Raw genomic sequence first — 19,193 nt, forward strand, 5'->3', positions numbered from 1 at the left:
GCAGAACGAGCTGAGTCGAGCCGATGAGGAAGGAACTGAGCCTACAGAGATCCTATTGACTCGCACCGTCCCCGTCGAAGGGCACCTTCGCCCTCACCACGGCACACTCCCCACATTCCCCACACAACCCGCCAGCTCCCCTCAAGTCCCCTCGCCCTGCCCCTGATAGCTTCGCTCCCGTTGCACACAGCCGAACCAGGGGGAGACGTCCGTGGCCCGCCGCGCACTGACCACGACCGCCGCAGCACTCACCACGGCAGCGACCCTGCTGCTCACGGCCTGCGGCGGAGAATCCGACTCCCCCTCGGACGACATCAAGGGCGCGGACACGGCGGGCAGTTCGTCGGCACCCGCATCCGCATCGCCCGATGCGAACCGGCCGGACGTGAGCGTCCCCAAGGACCTGAACCTCGTCTTCGATTTCGAGAAGCCGTCGGACGCGGACGAGGCTGCGGCGCTCAAGGATGCCGCCAATTACATCCGGGCACTGAATCACGGCATCAGCCGGCAGGATCCGGAGGACCCCGCGTACCAGTTCTACTCGGGAGCCGGTGCGGCACGGTATGCGAAGTCGCAGATCCAGGAGTACGTCGATGGCGGGTGGACCGTCACCGGCACGGATAGGTACTACCGGCCCGAAACCAACCCGGTCAGCGAGACGAAGGCGGCCAAGACCATCCTGGTCACCTTCTGCGAGGACCAGTCCAAGGCGTACGGCAAGGAAGTGAAGTCCGGGAAGGTCCACCGCACCGAGGAAAGCCTGGCCAGCTACCAGAAGTTCAGCATCTTGATGGCATCACAGCAGGACTCCCCTGTGTGGCGCGCGCAGCAGATCACCGTGGCGGGGGAGGCGAAGGAATGAAGTTCCCCCTTGATCGTGGACAGCGGGTGTTTACGCTGCGGGGGCGAGGTCTTGGGTCACCAGAGCTCTGGTTTCGAGCGGGGTGACGTAGCCGTACTCGGGGTGCTTGCGCAGGCGGGTGCGGTTGTACTCGACCTCGATGAAGCAGAAGATGTCGGCGCGGGCGGCCTCGTGGGACTCCCAGACGGTGGTCCCGATCTCCGCTTTCAGCAGGCCGAAAAAGCTTTCGGCCGCGGCGTTATCGTAACAGGAGCCCGTTCTTCCCATGCTCTGTCTCAGCTTCAACTCCCTTATGAGCTTGCGGTATTCACCGGACGTATATTCACTGCCGCGATCGGAGTGCGCGATGCAGCCCTCTTTCAGCGCGCCGCGGCCGGCAGCCATCTTCAGCGCGTCGACCACGAGCTCGGCCCGGTGGTGGGCGGCCATCGCGTACCCGACCACCTCGCGCGTGGCCAGGTCGATGACCGTGGCCAGGTACCACCAGCCGGCGAGCGTGGGCAGGTAGGTGATGTCGGAGACCAGCTTCGTGCCGGTCTCGGCGGCGGTGAAGTCCCGCCCGACGAGGTCCGGTGACGGTGCGGCCTTGGTGTCCGCTTTCGTCAGGCTGCGACGCTTGCGGCGGGTAATCCCGCGGATGTCGCGCTCCCGCATGATCCGCTCGACCTTCTTTCGGTTGATCCGTCGCCCCTTGCGCCGCAGTGTGGCCGTCACACGCGGGGCGCCGTAGGCACCCCGGGAACACGTGTGGATCTTCCGGATCTCGTCGGCCAGCTCGTCCTCCTCCGCCTGCCTCGCCTCGGCCGCAGGCTTCGCCGCGAGATAGGCGTAGTACGCCGAGCGCGTGACCTTCAGCACCCGGCACAAGAACGCGACCGGCCAGCCGCCGGGGTTGGCCTCGGACGCCTTCTCCGCATCGATGAACGCGYAGCGCGCGGCTACGTCTACTTCGTCTTGTGGTTCGCGAAGAAGGCGGTCGCTTTTCCCAGCACCTCGATCGTCTGCTCCTGCTCGCGCACCTTTCGGCGCAGCCGGACCAGCTCCTCGCGCTCGGCCGTGGTCAGCGCGCCGGCCGGGCCCTCACCCCGGTCGATCGCGGCCTGCTTCACCCAGCCCCGCAGGCCCTCGGCGCTGACCCCGAGCTCCCGGGCCACCTCCGTCACCGTCCGCCCGGAGGAACGGACCAACTCGACGGCATCCTTCTTGAACTCGGCCGTGTACCGCTTGCGCGTGTTGCTCTTCTTACTCACTACCTGGACTGCTTCCTCCGGGACCCATACGTCCCAGTATCAAGCTGTCCCGACCGCGGGGGGAACTTCACGTGGCGAAGGTCATCGTTCTCCGGCGGCGCCGATGGCAACAACTGCGTAGAGATAGCGAGCCTTCCCACCCGCATCGCCATACGCGACTCCAAACGCACCGCTCACGGCACCCTCTCCTTCACCGCTGCCGCCTTCGCCGACTTCGTCGCATCCCTCAGGACCCCGGACACACCCGCCCGCCGCTGACAAGCCGGTTGAGCCGATCACCCCTCGAACAGCTCCTGGTAGGTTCAAAAACGTTTTCTGGTAAGCACGTTGCGGGAGTTACGGGGGTACACGCGTGTCGATCAGGCCGACGGACTGGCACGTACTCGACCTGAAGAAGGACCCGACACCGGGAGACCCGCAGCGGATCCGCAAACTGGCCGGTGTGCTGCACGACTTCGCCGATGACGTCGGCGAGGCGTTGCGCGACCTCAAGGGGATCGCCAAGGAGGACGAGATCCTCTCCTGGGCGGGCAAGACGGCGGACGTGTTCGCCGAGGAGTTCGCGGACGCGCCCAAGAGGCTGCGGAAGCTCAGGAAGTCGTACGACCTGGCGGGCGACGCGCTGGCCACCTTCTGGCCCGACCTCCAGGACGCCCAGGAGAAGGCCGACAAGGCATTGCGGGACGGCCGCAAGGCGCGCGACGAACTCACCACCGCGCAGACGGCGTTGTCCGGCGCCGACGACTGGGTCCGTACGGCGACCGAGAAGGTGGACTCCTACGACCCCGCCAAGAGCGGGGGCAAGGACGTCCCCAAGCCCGACGAGGCCGACGTCCGCCGCGCCACCCGCGACGCCCAGCACGCGAAGGCCCGCCAGGCAGCGGCCGAGCGGAACGTCGAGAGTGCGCAGAGCGCCCTCGACGCGGCCAAGAAGCTCGCCGACCAGGCGAAGGGCCTGCGCGAGGAGGCCGCCCGCCGGACGGTGACCAAGCTCAGGGAAGCCTCCGACGCCGGAATCCCCAACCGCCGCTGGTGGGAGGAGATCGGCGACTGGGTCACCGACAACTGGGACGAGATCGTCACCGTCTGCAAGTGGGTCGTGGCCATCCTCGGCATCATCGTGATGATCGTCGGCGGCCCGCTGGGCTGGCTGGTCTTCGCGGCGGCCCTCGTCGTACTCGCCGACACGTTACGAAAAGTCATCAAGGGCGAGGCCGGCTGGGGCGACCTGGTGTGGGCAGCCCTGGACTGCATACCCGCCACCAAGGGCCTCACCAGTCTCGCCAAGCTCGGCATGCTGTGGAAGGCAGGCGGCCTGAAGGCACTGGGCGCCGGTTTCATGGGCGGCATCGGCGGCGGCCTGAAGAACCTCGCCGGTGGCATTCGCGGCTTCGGAGCAGCCACCCGGAACGTCTTCCGAGGTTTCGACGGATCATGGCTGGGCAGAGCCGCGTCCCGAGGGTCCGGGGGTTCCCTTCCCTCGATCGACCAGATCAAGCAAGCCCTCATTCAGCTGAACCCGCAGCTCTCGAAAAAGACCTACACCTCAGAGCAAGGGCACTATTACGCGACTCGGGTGTTCCAGGGCGGGAGAACCGATGAGACCGTACTGGCCGGTCACGGATACCTGGAAGAAGGAGCAGGCACCATAAGGATTCCGGAAGGCACGTCCATGTCGTTCTACGTGGAGCACGGCGACCGACTTGGCGGTCTGGACGGCCTCACAGTGGAGGCCGGAGTCTATCCGGGAGAAGCATTGCAAGTGGCTCGGTCCGGAGACGTCGTTCCGAATTACACTCTAGCCGCGCCGACGTCCGGGATGGGGGGCGGTTTCAGCGTATTCGAGAACTCGGTCACGGTAGCCGAACGGACAAAGCTGGACGAGCTGCTCAAGCCCGGCATGGGAAACGTACACTGGGCCGCATGCCGTGAAATCTTCTGAAGGAGCCGAACGAATGCAGTGGGACCACGCGGAAGGGGACTGGGTAGAAACTGGCGTGCAGTTGGTCATCCGCAAGGCCGACCTGGACCCCGTCCTTCTCTCGGAAACCATGCAGGTTTCCCCGACCTCGTCGAGCGTCCCGGACGCCGATACCCGGCGGGCCGGCCTGCCTCAAGAAGGCGTCTGGTCGCTGGCTGTGCACAAAAGGCTGCCGGGAGGGGTGAACGAGCAGTTCCAGCAACTGCTCGAACAAATCGAACCCCGCTCCTCCGGAATTGATCACCTGATCGCGCAGGGGTATGAGGTATCGCTCAGCATCACTGGTTTCGTCGGCAACGGCAGCACATTCTCGCTGGCCCCGGACGTGGTCTCACGACTGGCCGCCCTGAACGTTCCCCTCATCGTTTCGCCCAGCACAAGTGATCGATAGCGAGCATGATGACAATCTCAACCCACTCGTGGGACAGTCCTACAGCGACTCTCCTCATCACAGGAGAGAACCTGACTCCAGGAGAGGTCACACGCGCGCTCGGCATTTCACCGTCGCTGTCCCGCGAGCCAACAGCGGACTCACGCTTCCGGCCCGGTGAGGGAATCTGGGCGATCCAGGTCACGGCCGGACCGCCTCAGGGTCTCGAAGGGGCCCTGGACGAGTTGGCGGACCTGATCTCCGGTGTCCTGGAAGGCATCCGGGAACTCGAGGAGTCCGGGCTCACCGTGCAGGTCGACCTGAGTGGCCAAGTGGACGGGCGCACTCGTATCCCCGTTTCACCACGTGCTCTGTCCCGAGTGGCCACTCTGGGTCTTCCGCTCTCCTTCACCACCGGCGCGGTGCCTTCCGAACGTTCCGAAGACCTTTGGGACTGGTTGCCCGCAGCCGACGGGTCCCACCGCGCGCCCCGGAAGGACGAGGAGGAAGGCGAAGGCAGCGCCGCGGACCCGGCGCCCGTCGGGGTGTCGCTGGCGGTCCCCGACTCGTGGTGGGAGTTCGACATCCGCCCGGAAGGCCGTGAGGCCACCATCCGTGCGCTCGTCGACGAGCGGCTCCGGGAACTGCCCGACCTCGCCCCGCACCGCACCGACCTGACCACCATGCTCCGCAAGATGGCGAAGGACGCACACGACTCCGGTGCGGTCTACCTGGGGTGCATGGCCGAGAACTTCGACGGCGTCCCGCTCTCCGCCACCGTCACCGTGTCCGTCCTCGGCGCCAAGAACGAGCAGGGCGTGGCCCTGTCCACCGATCCCCGGACCATCGCCGAGAGCCTGGGCACGATCACCGCTCGCCGCGAGGGCGACGCCTGGCGCAAGGTCACGACCGTCGACATCCCCGACGTGGGCACGGCCGCGCGGACGTACGGGGTGGAGGACGTGCCCGTCGCGCGGGGCGACAGCCGTACCCTGCGGATGGTGCTGACCCAGACCTACATTCCCGTGCCGGGAACCACCGAGCAGGTCGTGCTCGTCTCCGGGGCCAGCCCGGTGCTGGACCTCGCCGAGGCGTTCCACGACATCTTCGACGCCGTGACCAGTACCTTCCGCTTCGTCTGAGCCGATCCGAAGAGAGGACTCCGGGCCATGGGCAAGAGCGACCTCGCGCTCCCGCTGAGCGAGATGGAGGACTACGGGCGGCGGCTGCGGTCGCTCAAGACGCGACTGAACCACACCAAGAAGCTCTTCGACTCCTACAAGGACGACATCGGCGACGGCAGCGTCAATGACGCCCTCTCCGATTTCGAGTCGAACTGGGAGGACGGCCGAGAGGACATCACCCAGCAGCTCGACGCGCTCGCCAGTATGTCCGACGCCGTCGTCCGTGAGTTCAAGAAACTCGACGACGAACTCGCCAAGCAGGTCAAGGACAAAATGAAGGTCAAGGACGAGCGGGGCGGAAAGGGAGATGAATAGCCCCCTTTCACCGCACCTTCGGCGCCTTCGACGCACCGCCCCGCGGATGCGCCGTGGACCCCGGCTCCAGGATGGAACCGGGGCCCACGGGGCGTGTTCTGTCAGTACTGGGTGACGGCGAGGCCGCCGACCGCCGAGAGGCCCTCGGGGGAGACGGAGGCGCCCAGGCCCGCGGTGACGCCGATGTTGCCGGCCTCGGCGTGGACACCGAGGCCGCCCGCCCCGGCGTGGACACCGAGACCGGGGTTGGCCGCGGGGCCGACGCCCGCCTGGCCGCCGGAGACGGAGTCCAGATCGGCGTCGGAGATTTCGGCGGTCGCGACCTGGGGGACGAGGTTCATGGCGCGCGTTTCCCTTCGTATCAACAATGAGCGGCGGCGGATTTCGCCGGATTCCCGAATTCGGGATTACCTGCCGGCGAACCGCACGACCTGATCAAAGCACGCGAGGAATGAAGTGACCAGCGGCACACGGACCGTATTCCCCGGCCCATCGTCATGGAATCCACGAGTGTGGCCAAGCAGTCGACTGAACCTCTCACTTCCTTCACTCGTACTCGTCCGTAAGCGGCCCGTCGGCGCCCTCCGAAGGGAATGCGAGGCGACTTTCCCGGCATCCGTGCCCGCCGTACGACTCCTCGGTGAACGGTGTGCAGATCCTCGGGATGTTCCAGAACCGGGCCGTCCCGGGACGCGCGTCAGAGCGACAGCGTCCGCGCGATGCCGTCCACGATGGCCTCCAGGGGCTCGTCCAGGACCGGTTCCGTCCAGGACACCAGGAGGGTGACGGCCGCGTCCGTCGTCTCCGGTCGGACGCCGTAGAAGAGGGTGCGGACCACGGGACGCGGTCCGAGGAGGCGTTTCCTGTCGTCGACCATGTTCTGGCGGATGCGCACGGCGTCGCCGAGGGGCAGCCGCATCCCGCGGACGTCCGGTTCGCCGAAGTCCCGCGCCGACATGGACTCGGTGAGCAGGGAGAGGGTCACCTCGGGGTGGGTGTCGTCCGGACGGACGGCGTCGAGCTCCAGGACGGCCGCCACCGAAGGGTGCCCGCTGACGTACCAGCCGAAGGCGCCGAGGGGATCGCGGGTACGGCAGTCGGCCGCCGTGCGTTTGAGGTCGCGGGCCAGCAGGCGGGCGTTGCCCTTCTCCCCGTCGCGCTCGTACCGTTCGACGAGGTCCTTCGCCTGGTACTTGGCCCAGTAGTCCAGGTCCAGCGTGCCGGACAGGGGGAACGGGACCCAGTCCTCCGAGCACTCCAGGCCGAGGGTCGACAGGTCGTCGGTCATCTCCGTGGTCACTCCGTCCAGGTCAGCGAGCCGGCGATCGCGTCGAAGAGGCCGGCCATCGCGTCGGCGATCGGCTCCAGGGGCGTGGAGAAGGTGAGCAGCAGGAACTCCGTCGTGCCGGGGACGGGCACGTGGTACTCCACCGAGACGGAAGCACGGCCCCCGTCCCCGTCCTTCCCCTTCTCCCCCGCCGAAAGCGTCGTTCTGCGGACCCGTACGGCAGTGCCCGCCGCCAGTTCCTCGACGCTGACCTCCGTCGTCGCGGCCGGGTCGGCGTCCTCGGCGAACGCCCGCGCCAGCGCCTGGGGCGGCAGCGGCTCGGCGTGGCGGAGCGGTGCAAGGCTCACCAGCAACGAGGCGGGGATCGTGAAGGGCCCCACCTCCTGGAGGCTGAGGTACAGCTCGATGCCGCCGCCGCGGTGCGCCTTGGCGGCACGGCGGCGCATGTCGGCGCGCAGCTCCTCCTTGAGGTGCGGCGCGTTGTCGATGCCGTGGAACTGCCGCTCCACCAGCGCGTCGATCGACCCGTCCCGCTGCTCCGGGTCCAGCAGGATCCGGAACCAGCCCTCCGGCAGCAGCAGGTGGTAGTCGGCGGGCGGGGCGGTCCCCTCAGCGGGGGCGGTCCCCTCGGTGGCTGTCATCGGGTGCCTGTGCCTTCTCTGGACGTCTGTTCCGGAACCGGCCGGTCGAGCAGGAGCCGGCCGCGCAGCTGGTGGATCGCGTACGGCACGGCCTGCAGGACGAGGCCGAGCGCCCCCATGAGCACCGCGGCGGCCGCCGGCCTGGGGGCGGGGTCCGCGATCCGCAGGCCCTGGACCACGGAGAAGAAGGAGCCGAAGGCCATGACGGCGGTGGACGACACCCCGGCGACGGTCCCGGGGAACCGCGCCATGCGACGGGCCGCCCTGCCGGACTCGGGCAACAGCCCCGTGCCCAGCACCGGGCCCTTGGGCCAGGCTCCCTTACCGCTCAGGCGGCGTTCGGACACCGCCGGTCCGTCGGCCCGGTGCAGCCGCGACCACCCGTCGACACCGTCCTCGCCACCGAACCACAGGTCCCACGGGAACACCGCCCGCAGCTGCTCCCCGGGGCCCCGGAGCTCCACACCGACCGGTTTCCCCACGCGGTCCACGACCCGGACCAGCGACGTCACCGCGTGCGGGCCGGACAGCGCGAACCAGTACTCCTGGCCGCCCAGGTCGCGCAGGACGAGGTCCCGGTCCTGTACCCGGACCTCGGTGTCCCGGCGGAACCTGACCGTTGCCCCGGTCCCCCGCGCGGGGCCGGGCCGGACGCGTTCACGGACGACGGGGTCGTGACGCTCCGTCCGCAGCCGGGTCCAGGCCCGCAGCGCCAGCCGTGCCACGGGCGCGGCGAAGGCGGTCGCGGCGAGCAGCAGGACGACCCAGGGGACCGTGGTGTCCGAGAAGACGACCACCGTGAACACGGCGAACCAGACGCTCCCGGCGGCGGCTCGCACGCCCCAGTACCAGGACGGGAAGGGGCGGCCCGGGCCGAGGGAGGCGCCCGTGCCCTTCGAGGCCACCAGGGGATCGTTCCTGTCCCGTACCACGTGCAGCGGCACCCCCGCGGCCCGCAGCAGCCCGGCCACCCCCGTCCGGGCCAGCAACTGCTCGCCCTGCACCGACCGTCGGGGCAGTACGGGCGCCTCGGGCAGCCAGTCCTCGACGTCGAAGCGGCCGATCAGCGCCCCGTTCCCGTCCTGCAGTTGCACCTCTCCCCAGGAGCCAGGGAGGTCGGGCCCCACGCGCTTCCTGTCCCCGCCCGCCGCGTCGATGCCCGCTGCGTCGATGCCCGCTGCGTCGATGAACACAGCACGGGCGATTCCGGCGCTCCCGCCGACCGGAAAGCGGCGGGTACGGCCGCGGGTGCGCAGGACGAGAGCGCCGTCCTGCGCGAACAGCCGGGAGACGTGGCACCGTTCCAGGCCGGGGCCGCGCGAGGCGGCCGGTCTGAGGGCGGGTTCGGGAATCACCGGGTGGCCCCGTCGTAGAGGGAGGTGACGGTGCCGTAGGCGCCCTCCGCGCCGGCGGTGACGCCGGTGAGGGTGGCGCCCGCCCAGACGTTGGTCTGGCCGGTGAAGTTGTTCAGCGCGCCGCTGACCACGGGCACTTCCCGCGCGGCCGGCGAGAGGCCGTCGAGGCCGGCGGCCGTCCTGGCGAGATCGGGGTCCAGCGTGCCCGCCGAGCGGGGCGCGGCCATGTTCTTGATCCCGTCGCGCCAACCCTGCTTGGAGAACGCGTTTCCGAGCGACTTCACGCCGTCGACCGTATCCCGGTAGATCGCGGACGGGCTGAAGCCCTCCTTGAGGTTGCCCCAGTCGGGCAGCTTCCCCTTGGGCATGTCCGCCATCGCCCGGGCCGCGTCCTTGCCCCGAGGGCTCCCCGGAGCCCCGCGGTTGGCGAGCTTCCAAGCCTTGTTCGTCTTCGTGCCGGACGCCACGGCGTTCTTGTAGAGGTTGCTCCGGGCGAGCGCCTTGCTTCCGGCGGCCACTCCCTTCGCACCCGCCACCGCCGCCCGTCCGAGCCCGAAGGTGGCGACGCCCACGGCGTCCAGGAACACCGACTTCCAGCTTCCCTCACCGCCCAGCGCCAGCACGAGGTCGGTGGCCAGGGCGACGACACTGGCCACCAGGGCCACGGCGTTGGCCACCACGGCGATGACCTGTCCGATGACCGGGATCCATCCCAGGGCCAGGGCGGCCACCCCCGCCCACAGGGCGATCCGTCCCGCCCACTTGGAGATCTCCTTGAGCCAGCCGGCGTTCTCGTGGACCCAGTTCTTGAACTTGTCCTTCCAGTTGTCCTTCAGCCCGTCGTTCTCGATGACGTGGTGGATCGCGTCGGCGGCCCGCTGGGCGGCACGGTCGCGGATGCCCTTGGCGGTCTCCAGCGCCTCCTTCGCCGCCGACAGGGCCGAGGACGCCGCCTCCTGCTGCCGGGTGTGCTTCTTCCGGTCCGGATCGTCCTTCGGGGTGTCGTCGGGCAGTCCGTCCAGCGACCGCTTCGCGGACCCCAGGTCCTCGTCGGCCGTCTCGGCGTCCCGCAGCGCCTTGTCGGCCATCTGCTGGGCGCGATGCAGTTCCGAGGCGAACTCGTTGCTGCACACCCCGTCCCGCACCTGGGTGCCGAGCGCGTCGGCGGCCTCGTCGTAGCGTTCGAAGGCCTTGCGGAGCTTGTCACCGGCGCCCTCGGCCGCGCCGCGGAACTCGGTGGCCGCCTTGCCCTTCCAGTTCTCCACGGACGCCAGCGCCTTGATCTCGCGGGCCTCCTTGTCGATGGCCTCGGCGGTCTTGCGCAGCTGCCGTCCGAGCCGCGCGACCGTGTCCGGGTCCCCGGGGACCGGGTCGGAGGCCTCGTCGAGCACGGCCCAGCGGTGGCCTGCGGGGCGGGTCGTCACTTCCCTGCCTCCTTCGGCTGCCGCTCGTCGGTGCGTCTGAGGGCCTCGGCGAGTTCGTGGTCGAGCGTCTCGTACGACTCCGCGGCGCCCTTGGTGATCCCGTGCAGCCTCTCCAACTCCTCGGTGAGCTGCCTGCGACGGATCTTCCAGTTGCTGCTGAACTTGTCGAAGGCGTCCAGGATCTTCTGCGAGCCCAGGTCGTCGACGGCGTATCCGTCGGCCGGGTTCGCGCGTTCCGCGAAGGTGTCGCGGATGCGCTTCAACGCGCGGGCGCTCTCCTTGATCCGCTCTATGTCCGCTTCCTGATCTCCCACGGTGCTCCTCCTTCGGCCTTCGACCCCTCAAGTCCTTCAGTCCCCGGCCCCCGGCCCCGCGGTCCCTCGGCCGTCGCCTCAGCCGACCGCGTTCTCCGCCACCGCCTGGCCGCGGACCACCACGTCGCCGCCGTAGAACATCCCCGTGAACACCGGGGAGTAGGTGAGCTGGACCTCGACCTCCACCGCGTCGGCGTTCGCCGCCACGCAGTGGGTCCCCGCGATGTCCGCGCCGGACATGTCCATCTCGCGGGCGAAGGCCTTCACCCGGACGTCGCAGTTCTCGTGGTTGATGGGCGCGGGCCCGCCCTCGTTGTCGTAGAGGGCCTCGCGGTCGATGTCCTGGGCGGCGTAACGGGCGGCCTGTTCCGCGATGTCGGCCGCGCGCTCGCGCTTGGAGATGGACAGGCCGCCGTCGATGACGAAGGCCGAGAGGGAGAGGAAGACCAGCGCGAAGACGATGACCGCGCCGGCGCCGGAGCCGCGGTCGTCGAACCGCGCACCGCGATCCGTCAGCCACGTGCGTACGTGTGCCCTCACGCCGTCCTCCGGTACGGGTCCAGTGGTGAACTGAAGCTCGCGGACAGGGTCGTCGGGATGTTCAGGCCCAGCATGGCCAGGCCGCGCACCTCGCAGCTCACCTCGACCGTGAAGAGGGTGTCCGGTTCGAAGCCCTGACTGGTCTGTGCGACGGTCACCGGGCCCGAGCAGATGTCCGCGAGGTTCGCCTCGGCCGCCTTGCGCGCCTCGGACATCGCCCGCACATGGTCCTTCTGGATGGAGCCCGCGCGCGCCGCGTCCCGGGCCGCGCCGTCCAACGCGCCTCGTCCGCTCACCAGTTGACCGAACGCCACCAGCACCAGGATGAACAGGATCATCACCGGGGCGAGGATCACCACCTCGACGGTGGACAGGCCCCGGTCGTCCACGGACTCCCGGCGCTTCGGCCGAAGGGGGGAGCCCATCTAGTTCTCCCCCTCTTCCACGAAGCGTTCCACCGGCCCCGCCGACTGGGCGTGCACCGTCAGGTCCAGCCCCGGGAACACCGTCGGGATGCGCGCCGTGATCTCCACGCCCACCGTGTCCTGCTCCGGCTGGAGCATCCTCACGTCCGGCGAGAGCACCAACTGCGGGCCCAGTTGCCGGATGTAGCTGTCCACCACGTCCTGGGCCTCGCCCCGCCAGCCGCCCGGCTGGTCGTGCGCCGTCGCCCGTGCCTTGCGCGCACCGGCCTGGGCCGCCGCCTGGGCGACGTGGTCGGCGAAGAAGTACAGCGCGAACTGCACCGTCGCGAAGATCATGAAGAACAGGACGGGCGTGAGCAGGACGAACTCGATCGCGGTCATGCCGGAATCGCCGCGGGCGGAGGCGGCCTCCACCCGTCGGCGTACCCAGCGACGTACGCGCACCGGCATTCCCCGTTCCCGTCCTGTTCCAGCCCTGTCCCCGACCTCGGCGTCCGTACGCTCAGCAGGTGCTGCCCGCGTCCGCGCCCTTGATGCAGTCGCCGACCTTGTTGGCGCCCTCGCTCAGCGCGGCGTTGATGATGGCGGCCACCACTCCGACGATCGCCACGACGACCGCCGAGATGATGACCCACTCCACGGCGGAGGCGCCGCGGTCCAGTTCGCCGGAGCGGGCGCGCTCCACGCGGGCCCGCATGAAGGTGACCAGGAAGTCGACGGCGGGAATGCCGGTGTGGAAGGTACGTCCGTTCATGACGCGTTGTCCTCTCGAATTCGGTTCACAGATGCTCTGACGTACGGTTCACGGATTTCGGTTCGCGGTCTCGCGGTGCGCACTTCGTTCCTCGTGCTCCTCACGCCTCTCGCGCCGCGCGATTCACGGTTCACGGTCCTCACACCTGGAACACCCGCATCGCCGCCGGGAAGATCAGGAACACGAGGAACCCCGCGCACAGCAGCAGTTGTGCCACGAGCATCGACTGGGACTTCTCGCCCGCGCTGCCCTCGATCTCGGCGAGTTCGCGGTGCCGCATGGTCTCGGCGCGGGAGGCGAGGGACTCGCGTACCTTGGCGCCGTCGTCCGCGACCAGGGCCAGCGACGCCGACAGGTCCTTCAGCTCCTCCACGCCCAGCTCCTCACCGAGCTGCCCCAGCGCCTGCCACTGGCTGAGACCGGTGATACGGGCGTCGGCGAGCGCGTTGCGGATGCGCTGCGTCGCCCAGCCGTCGGACACCTCGGCCGCCGCCATCAGGGCCTCGGGGAGGCCTCGCCCGCCGGCCAGGCTCATCGAGACCAGGTCCAGATAGGCGCCGATGACCCGGCGCAGGTCGCGCCGCTTCTCGGCGGCGTCCCGGCGTACCTCGAGGTCGGGCAGGAAGAAGAAGACGACCGCGCAGAGCAGGGCCAGCCAGACCGGGACGATCGGGCTGCGGCTGAAGCCGAGGGTCCAGACGACCGCGAAGAGGAACGGGCCGAAGAACAGTCCGCCCGCCGCCAACAGCACCTTCGTCGCCAGGAACTTCTCCCAGCTGCGTTCCAGCACCGCCAGGTCGGCCCGCAGCGAACGCTGCTCCCAGCCCTGCTGGAGATAGAACTCGGCGATACGCGAGCCCACTTCGGCGCGCAGCGACCCGAAGCGGCCGGTGTCCTTCGCCGCACGCGCCGACTCGTACGCCGCGCCCCGCGCCCGCATCGCGTCGATCCGGGCGACCTGGGCGACCGCGCTGCGCTTGGTGGGCATCAGGGCCCGGACCAGGACGTAGACGCCCAGTCCGAGGACCGCGCCGACGACCACCGGCATCGTCAGTTCGTCGTTCACCGTCGTACCCCCTCTTCCTGCTGGTACGACCCGTGCTGCTGCGACGGGCCGGTGCCGGACGTCCGGGGACGGACGAACCGGACCGACGCCTCGTCGCGCACCAGGAACCGTTCGGGTGTCTCGATGGTGGACAGCTTGCGCAGCCACCAGAAGCCGAGCGCGAACAGCCCGCAGACGCAGGCGAGTACGAGCTGTCCGACCGCCGTGCCGTACGGCTCGACGAACTCACGGTTGAAGATGGCCAGTCCGAGGACGAACGCGATCGTCACCGCGACCACGATCTGCACCGACCGCCGGGTGGAGGCCCGTTGGGCCATCACCCGCTGCCGCATGTCGACCTCCTCGCGCGCCGACTTGGCCAGCGCGCCCAGCACCTGGCGCAGACCCGGGCCGCGCAGCCGGGCGTTGAGGATGAGCGCGGCGACGATGATGTCGGCGGAGGCGTCGTCGATCTCGTCGGCGAGATGCTGAAGCGCCTCGGGCAACGGGGTACGGGAGCGCAACCGGTCGACGAGCGCGTCGAGATGAGGGCGCAGGACGGGAGCGGCGGCCCGCGCCGACGCCGGGATGGCCTGCTCCAGGCCCACCGCGCCGGCGATGGTGTCGCGCAGCGACTCCGTCCAGGAAGCCAGGGCCTCCACCCGCCGCATGGCGGCCCGTTCCTCCGCGGCCCCGCCGAAGAGCCGGTCCCAGAAGAAGACGAGGACGGCGGCGGCGGCGCCGGCGACGGCCCAACGGGTCAGCAGCAGCACGGCGAGTCCGACGATCGCGGCGAGCGATCCGCGCTGACCGGCGAACCGGATCAGCTCGGCGGCGCGCTCACTCGTCCGCTGCTTCTCGTGCTCGGGTTTGGCGGGCAGTCCGCGCACGGCGACGACGAGGAGGGCGAGTCCACCGCCGACGGCGACACCGCACGCGAGCGCGTACAGGACCGTGGTGGAGAACAGGCCGCCCATCGAGCCGAGCGAACCGAGCGCGACGGGGTCGAGGGGGCCGACGGTGTCGACGAGATCGGTGGTCGTACGGGTCACCGGGTCACCCCCACGTTCCGCTGGGCCGGTAGCCGTGGGCCATCAGTTCCTCCAGGCAGGCGATGGGGGCGTGGGCCGCGACCCGGCCGTCGGGCGTCCGGGCGAACACCTCGCTGGACAGGACGCGTCCGTCGACGCCGTTGACCTCGCGGACTGAGGTGACCATGCGCTGGAGACGGCCGCCGTTCTGGAAATCGTTGCGCCGTTCGATGAAGACGACGAAGTTCACGGCGCCCGCGATCAGCATCTGGCTGGCCTCGATGGGCAGTCGTTCCGACGCCTGCAGGGCGTAGGTGGAGATACGGTTGAAGACCTCGCTGGAGCTGTTGGCGTGGATCGTGGACAGCGAACCGTCGTTGCCCTGCGACATCGCGTTCAGCATGGTCACGATCTCGTCGCCGAGCACCTCACCGACGATGACCCGCGAGGGGTTCATACGCAACGAGCGTCGTACCAGTTCTGCCATGGAAATGGCGCCCTGTCCCTCGGAGTTGGGCAGCCTCTCCTCGAACGCCACTACGTTGGGGTGCAGTTCGGGGAAGGAGTCGAGGCCGAGTTCCAGGGCACGCTCGACGGTGATGAGCCGTTCGTGCGGCGGGATCTCGTTGGCGAGGGCGCGCAGCAGCGTCGTCTTGCCGGCGTTCGTGGCCCCCGCGATCATGACGTTCTTGCGGGCGCGCACCGCGCAGGCCAGGAAGTGCCCCAACTCCGGTGTGAGCGTCGCGTTTCCGACCATGTCGGAGATGAACACCTTGCCCATGCGGGCCCGGCGGATGGACAGCGCCGGCCGCCTGGTCACATCCATGACGGCGGACAGCCGTGAACCGTCCGGCAGTCGCAGGTCGAGCTGCGGGTTCGCGGAGTCGAAGGGCCGGGAGGAGAGACCCGAGTACGCACCGAGCACCTGGATGAGCTCGATGAGCTCCTCGTCGGTCTCGGCGACGGGCTCACCCCGCACCTCGCGCCCGTCCGCGTAGCCCACGAACACCTGGTCGTAGCCGTTGATGTCGATGTTCTCGACCTCGGGGTCGTCGAGCAGTGGCTGGAGCCGTCCGACGCCGAACAGCGCGGCGTGCACGGCGGCCGCGTACTGCTCCTCGGTCTCGGCGTCCAGTGGAGTACGGCCCGCGTTGATCTCGGAGCGGGCGTGCTCCTCCAGTATCTGCGCTATGACGGCCCGCGCGAACTGCCGCTCGTCCTCGGTGGACATCGGCGTGACGCCGTTGACCTGGTCCAGGCGCCGCTGTTCGGCGATGCGGTCACCGGCGTCCTGACGGAACCGCTTGACCAGTTGATGGTCGACAGCGGTCATCGCCCGGCTCCGGCCCGGCCGTCGCCCTGCGGGCTGCCCTGCTGACCGGGCCGGTGCTGCTGGGCCGACGGCGCGTACTGCCCCTGCTGCTGGGGCTGGTGCTGCTGCTGGGGTTGCTGATGCTGCTGGGGCTGTGCGGCGTGGGCAGACGCGGTCCAGGCTGCCCCGTACTGCTGGTACAGGTCGGCGGTCACCTTGCGGGCGGTGCGGATCAGCAGCGACTTGTCGAGCCGGCCCCGCCTGCGGCCCGCCAGCTGCTCGGCGCCGGACGCGTCGTCGGCGAGGGTGCCGACCACGCGGGCGCCGGTCTGGGCGTGCACGAGCATGTCGTTGACCTGGGACGCGAGCTTGGCCGCGTCGCCGGTGTCGGCGATCAGGACGACCCCGACCATCGGGCCGCCCGGCCCGGCGACCCGCGAGCCGCCGTGCAGCTTGCCGGCCAGGGCCGCGGCACGGTCCCGGACCCGGGCGAGCGCCTCCGGTTCGGTGCGCGAGACGAGCAGGACGAGGGAGGCGTGCGGGAACAACTCGACCGCCGGTGTGTCGCCACTGATCCGCCCGCAGTCGGCGATGACGTCGGCGGCGGCGTGCGGGGAGTCGGCGAGGGAGGCGAAGGCATGCCCGAGGGTCGGCCACAGTCCGGCGAGGCCGGCGGCCTGCTCCGAGTTGCCGAGCCCGACGAGCACTTCGAGTCCGCCGCTCAACGGCTGGACGTGGTCCCACAGTTGGTCGGGCACCAGTCCGCGCCGCGCGGTGGCCGCGATGGACAGCATGCCGGTGTTGGGATTGAGCGGTCCGCCGTGCGCGGCGGCACTGCGGTAGACGAGGTCACCGCCCGCCGGGTCGGTCTCGGCGAGCAGCACACGCCGCGGCCAGACCGCCGCGAGGGCGACGGCCGCGGTGGTGACGCCGGGAGAACCCTTGTCGGCGGCGAGGGCGATCAGGGCCATGAGTGGGGTGCCGCCTTCTAATTGCCAGGAACGAGGACGAGAGCCACCTCGCCGTTGGAGGCGGCCTGAGCCAGCGCCGCCGCCTGGGCGCTGTCAACGATCAGTGTCACGGGCAGGTTGGTACTGCTGACGATGCCGCTGTCGCCCTCCTGCTTGGGTACGGAGTCCACGCGAGCCTGCTCGACGATCACGGAATTGCTGTTGCCCCCTGCAGAGCCGCCGTCCTCATCGGTGTCACTCCCGGAACTCGACCCCCTGCCGCCGACGCGGTACGCGGCAACGGTGTCACCGGTCTCGATGCCGGCCGGGTACTGCCCTTCCTTGAGAGACAGTCCGACGACGGACTTCCCGTCCGGAACCTTGGCCTCGTCACCGAACATCTCACCGACGGCGACGACATTGGCCGGGATGTTGCTGACGGCCTTGAGCTTCTTCAGCGCGGCCAGTTGGGTCCACTCGATGTAGTGGATCTCGGGATCCTCGACGACGAGCACGGACGTCACATTGCTGTCCGTGACAGCCTGCCCCGCCGGAATCTCCTTGGTGACCTTCACGACCTCGATCCGGTCCCCGACCTGGAGCACCAGCATCGTGGCACCGAGTGCGCCCACCAGGATCAGCAGCACCGCGAGCGCGGCCAACGCCGGCTTGCGCTCGCGAGGCGCCGTGGGAAGCCGGTCGCCGACCGACGGCTGAGCCGGAGCCGCGGAACGCCCCGCGCCCGCCCCCGTACGCTCCTGGATCTTCACGCAACCGCTCCCCGTACACCCAAGATGATGATCGCCAAGTACCCCGAGAACTCGGACACTTCACCCACGCCCACTCGACCGCAGACATGCGGGACGCGTCGGGCTTACCGGCCCGACCCGGGCCAATAACCAGCACAGAGGTGAGTGTCAAGCCATGGCACCGTACCAGTCACACATGACCCCCTCAAGGCACACCCAACGTCACGAACACCACAGGGAACGCCGTTGTCCGTCTGCAACCGCAGCGTCAATTGCAAAGCGGAGCACCCCTGTTGAAAGATGCACGAACGAGCAGGCCACCGCATGTGCGAGAGCGAACCGACGAGGCGCCCAGGCACCCACCGCAGCCACCCGATCCCACACGCCCCACCCATGAGGCCCACACGATTCACTCACGAGGCCCCGTACCGGCCGTGCCATGATCTCCGGTCCGATCGATCAACTCGGTGGCCGGCGCGCCACCTGCCCCCACGAACTGCGCAAGCCCAAGGAGCCCTCCGATGAAGCGCATGAAGCGCACAGCGCCCCTGGCCGCCGCCTCCGCAGCCGCCCTGGCACTGACCTCCGTACTGACGGCCTGCTCCAGCCCCGAACCCGACGCCACGGTTGCCGAACCGGAGAGTTCACCGTCCGCATCCCGGGCGAAGGAACTCACACCCGACCAGCAGCTCGCCAAGCTCATGGTCGCCGAGGCGGACGTCTCCGGATACAACGTGGAGCCACCCTCCGACGACTTCGTCTTCGCCAAGTCCCAGGACGACGTCACAGTGGACAAGCCGGCCTGCGCCCCACTGGCGTACGCATTGAACCAACTCCCCCTGGGCGAACCGAAGGCCGACCTGACACGGGTACTGTCGAACATGGGAAGCGAACCCAACGACGCGCACACCTACATCACGCTCACCACCTACGCGTCCGGCGGTGCGAAGACGGCGCTGGCCGACCTGGGGAAGGCGGTGGACGCTTGCGGCTCCGGTTTCACCGCGAAGGCGGACGGCACGAGCGCGTACGACTCGGTCACGGCAGAGGAGCCGACGGAGGAGGCGGGCGACGAGACCCTGGCCTTCGCGTCGAAGATGACCTTCCGCGGCGCGACCCACACCCTGCACACCCAGGCCGTACGCAACGGCGACGTCCTCGCCGTCTTCTTCTCCGTCAACGGCCTCGCCATCGCCAACAGCCGTCCGAGTGACGCAAAGCTGGAACCAACGGTGGTGAAGGCCCAGAACGCGAAGCTGAACTGAGCCGAGACCGTCTGCGGGCAGCCATCCGTGCAGTCTCCCGCCACCGCCCACGACGGAGACACAGCACGTCACACGGGTCTGCCAGGCCCTCAATTGGCCAGGAATTTCGCGAAGTTCGCTGTGGCGAAACCGGGAAGC

Annotated in this window: 23 protein-coding genes and 1 pseudogene; 7 read left to right on the forward strand and 17 right to left on the reverse strand. The window is 69.3% G+C overall.

All coding sequences use genetic code 11. The features are described from left to right. Positions 1-211: 211 nt before the first annotated feature. Complete coding sequence (locus DIZ27_RS07425; protein ID WP_109377498.1) at positions 212-862, forward strand: hypothetical protein; 651 nt, start codon at positions 212-214, stop codon at positions 860-862. 30 nt (positions 863-892) lie between these two features. Here the strand turns inward: DIZ27_RS07425 and DIZ27_RS07430 are convergent. Further along, positions 893-1,792: pseudogene (locus tag DIZ27_RS07430) on the reverse strand (IS3 family transposase); the annotation flags it as partial. A 14-nt stretch (positions 1,793-1,806) separates the two neighbouring features. Continuing rightward, positions 1,807-2,112 carry a transposase gene (locus DIZ27_RS07435; RefSeq protein ID WP_109377500.1) on the reverse strand — a complete coding sequence of 102 codons (306 nt, stop codon included), beginning with the start codon at positions 2,110-2,112 and terminating at the stop codon, positions 1,807-1,809. 3 nt (positions 2,113-2,115) lie between these two features. On the opposite strand from DIZ27_RS07435, the gene DIZ27_RS07440 reads away from it, so the two are divergent. The 5 genes from DIZ27_RS07440 to DIZ27_RS07460 all read left to right on the forward strand — a co-directional run bounded on the left by DIZ27_RS07440 (position 2,116) and on the right by DIZ27_RS07460 (position 5,962). Next, positions 2,116-2,370 carry a DUF397 domain-containing protein gene (locus tag DIZ27_RS07440; protein ID WP_109377644.1) on the forward strand — a complete coding sequence of 85 codons (255 nt, stop codon included), beginning with the start codon at positions 2,116-2,118 and terminating at the stop codon, positions 2,368-2,370. A gap of 94 nt (positions 2,371-2,464) precedes the next feature. Continuing rightward, positions 2,465-4,054, forward strand: a complete 1,590-nt coding sequence (locus DIZ27_RS46895; RefSeq protein ID WP_258308283.1) for a putative adhesin — start codon at positions 2,465-2,467, stop codon at positions 4,052-4,054. Between the two features lie 13 nt (positions 4,055-4,067). After that, positions 4,068-4,484, forward strand: a complete 417-nt coding sequence (locus DIZ27_RS07450; protein WP_109377501.1) for a DUF4279 domain-containing protein — start codon at positions 4,068-4,070, stop codon at positions 4,482-4,484. A 662-nt stretch (positions 4,485-5,146) separates the two neighbouring features. After that, positions 5,147-5,605 (forward strand): hypothetical protein, encoded by a 459-nt coding sequence (locus DIZ27_RS46905; RefSeq protein ID WP_258308296.1) that lies wholly within the window; start codon positions 5,147-5,149, stop codon positions 5,603-5,605. Positions 5,606-5,632: 27 nt separating this feature from the next. Next, a complete protein-coding gene (locus DIZ27_RS07460) occupies positions 5,633-5,962 on the forward strand; it encodes a hypothetical protein (protein WP_109377503.1) in 330 nt (109 codons plus the stop codon). A 101-nt stretch (positions 5,963-6,063) separates the two neighbouring features. Here DIZ27_RS07460 and DIZ27_RS07465 read toward each other — a convergent pair whose 3' ends face one another. The 15 genes from DIZ27_RS07465 to DIZ27_RS07535 form a co-directional block, all read right to left on the reverse strand. Beyond that, the gene (locus tag DIZ27_RS07465) at positions 6,064-6,303 is read right to left on the reverse strand and encodes a hypothetical protein (RefSeq protein ID WP_109377504.1); all 240 of its coding nucleotides are present in this window, start codon (positions 6,301-6,303) and stop codon (positions 6,064-6,066) included. A gap of 356 nt (positions 6,304-6,659) precedes the next feature. Beyond that, positions 6,660-7,250: a hypothetical protein gene (locus DIZ27_RS07470; RefSeq protein ID WP_181383420.1), complete on the reverse strand. Its 591-nt coding sequence runs from the start codon at positions 7,248-7,250 to the stop codon at positions 6,660-6,662. Between the two features lie 8 nt (positions 7,251-7,258). Next, entirely contained in the window at positions 7,259-7,891 is a 633-nt protein-coding gene (locus tag DIZ27_RS07475) for a hypothetical protein (RefSeq protein ID WP_109377506.1), read from the reverse strand. Further along, positions 7,888-9,246 (reverse strand): hypothetical protein, encoded by a 1,359-nt coding sequence (locus tag DIZ27_RS07480; protein WP_258308284.1) that lies wholly within the window; start codon positions 9,244-9,246, stop codon positions 7,888-7,890. The genes DIZ27_RS07475 and DIZ27_RS07480 overlap by 4 nt, the downstream gene beginning before the upstream one ends. Beyond that, positions 9,243-10,670, reverse strand: a complete 1,428-nt coding sequence (locus DIZ27_RS07485) for a putative T7SS-secreted protein (protein ID WP_109377507.1) — start codon at positions 10,668-10,670, stop codon at positions 9,243-9,245. The genes DIZ27_RS07480 and DIZ27_RS07485 overlap by 4 nt, the downstream gene beginning before the upstream one ends. After that, positions 10,667-10,984 carry a hypothetical protein gene (locus DIZ27_RS07490; protein WP_109377508.1) on the reverse strand — a complete coding sequence of 106 codons (318 nt, stop codon included), beginning with the start codon at positions 10,982-10,984 and terminating at the stop codon, positions 10,667-10,669. The genes DIZ27_RS07485 and DIZ27_RS07490 overlap by 4 nt, the downstream gene beginning before the upstream one ends. Positions 10,985-11,062: 78 nt before the next feature. Beyond that, on the reverse strand, positions 11,063-11,524 hold the full coding sequence (locus DIZ27_RS07495) for a pilus assembly protein TadG-related protein (RefSeq protein ID WP_109377509.1): 462 nt from the start codon (positions 11,522-11,524) through the stop codon (positions 11,063-11,065). Continuing rightward, positions 11,521-11,949, reverse strand: a complete 429-nt coding sequence (locus tag DIZ27_RS07500; RefSeq protein ID WP_109377510.1) for a TadE/TadG family type IV pilus assembly protein — start codon at positions 11,947-11,949, stop codon at positions 11,521-11,523. Before DIZ27_RS07500 ends, DIZ27_RS07495 begins: the two co-directional genes overlap by 4 nt. Further along, positions 11,950-12,399 carry a TadE family protein gene (locus tag DIZ27_RS07505; protein WP_109377511.1) on the reverse strand — a complete coding sequence of 150 codons (450 nt, stop codon included), beginning with the start codon at positions 12,397-12,399 and terminating at the stop codon, positions 11,950-11,952. 52 nt (positions 12,400-12,451) lie between these two features. Continuing rightward, the gene (locus DIZ27_RS07510; RefSeq protein WP_109377512.1) at positions 12,452-12,703 is read right to left on the reverse strand and encodes a hypothetical protein; all 252 of its coding nucleotides are present in this window, start codon (positions 12,701-12,703) and stop codon (positions 12,452-12,454) included. A 139-nt stretch (positions 12,704-12,842) separates the two neighbouring features. After that, the gene (locus tag DIZ27_RS07515) at positions 12,843-13,751 is read right to left on the reverse strand and encodes a type II secretion system F family protein (protein ID WP_109377646.1); all 909 of its coding nucleotides are present in this window, start codon (positions 13,749-13,751) and stop codon (positions 12,843-12,845) included. Between the two features lie 14 nt (positions 13,752-13,765). Further along, positions 13,766-14,725, reverse strand: coding sequence for a type II secretion system F family protein (locus DIZ27_RS07520; protein ID WP_109377647.1), 960 nt, complete (start codon positions 14,723-14,725; stop codon positions 13,766-13,768). Between the two features lie 79 nt (positions 14,726-14,804). Beyond that, positions 14,805-16,112, reverse strand: coding sequence for a CpaF family protein (locus DIZ27_RS07525; RefSeq protein ID WP_109377513.1), 1,308 nt, complete (start codon positions 16,110-16,112; stop codon positions 14,805-14,807). Further along, positions 16,109-17,062 carry a hypothetical protein gene (locus DIZ27_RS07530; protein ID WP_258308285.1) on the reverse strand — a complete coding sequence of 318 codons (954 nt, stop codon included), beginning with the start codon at positions 17,060-17,062 and terminating at the stop codon, positions 16,109-16,111. The genes DIZ27_RS07525 and DIZ27_RS07530 overlap by 4 nt, the downstream gene beginning before the upstream one ends. Before the next feature lie 17 nt (positions 17,063-17,079). Then, positions 17,080-17,811 carry a hypothetical protein gene (locus tag DIZ27_RS07535; RefSeq protein ID WP_109377514.1) on the reverse strand — a complete coding sequence of 244 codons (732 nt, stop codon included), beginning with the start codon at positions 17,809-17,811 and terminating at the stop codon, positions 17,080-17,082. Between the two features lie 500 nt (positions 17,812-18,311). Between DIZ27_RS07535 and DIZ27_RS07540 the strand changes: the two genes are divergently transcribed. Beyond that, positions 18,312-19,055 carry a hypothetical protein gene (locus DIZ27_RS07540; protein ID WP_258308286.1) on the forward strand — a complete coding sequence of 248 codons (744 nt, stop codon included), beginning with the start codon at positions 18,312-18,314 and terminating at the stop codon, positions 19,053-19,055. Positions 19,056-19,193: the final 138 nt, after the last annotated feature.

The organism is Streptomyces sp. NWU339, from assembly GCF_003143855.1.
GTDB lineage: Bacteria > Actinomycetota > Actinomycetes > Streptomycetales > Streptomycetaceae > Streptomyces.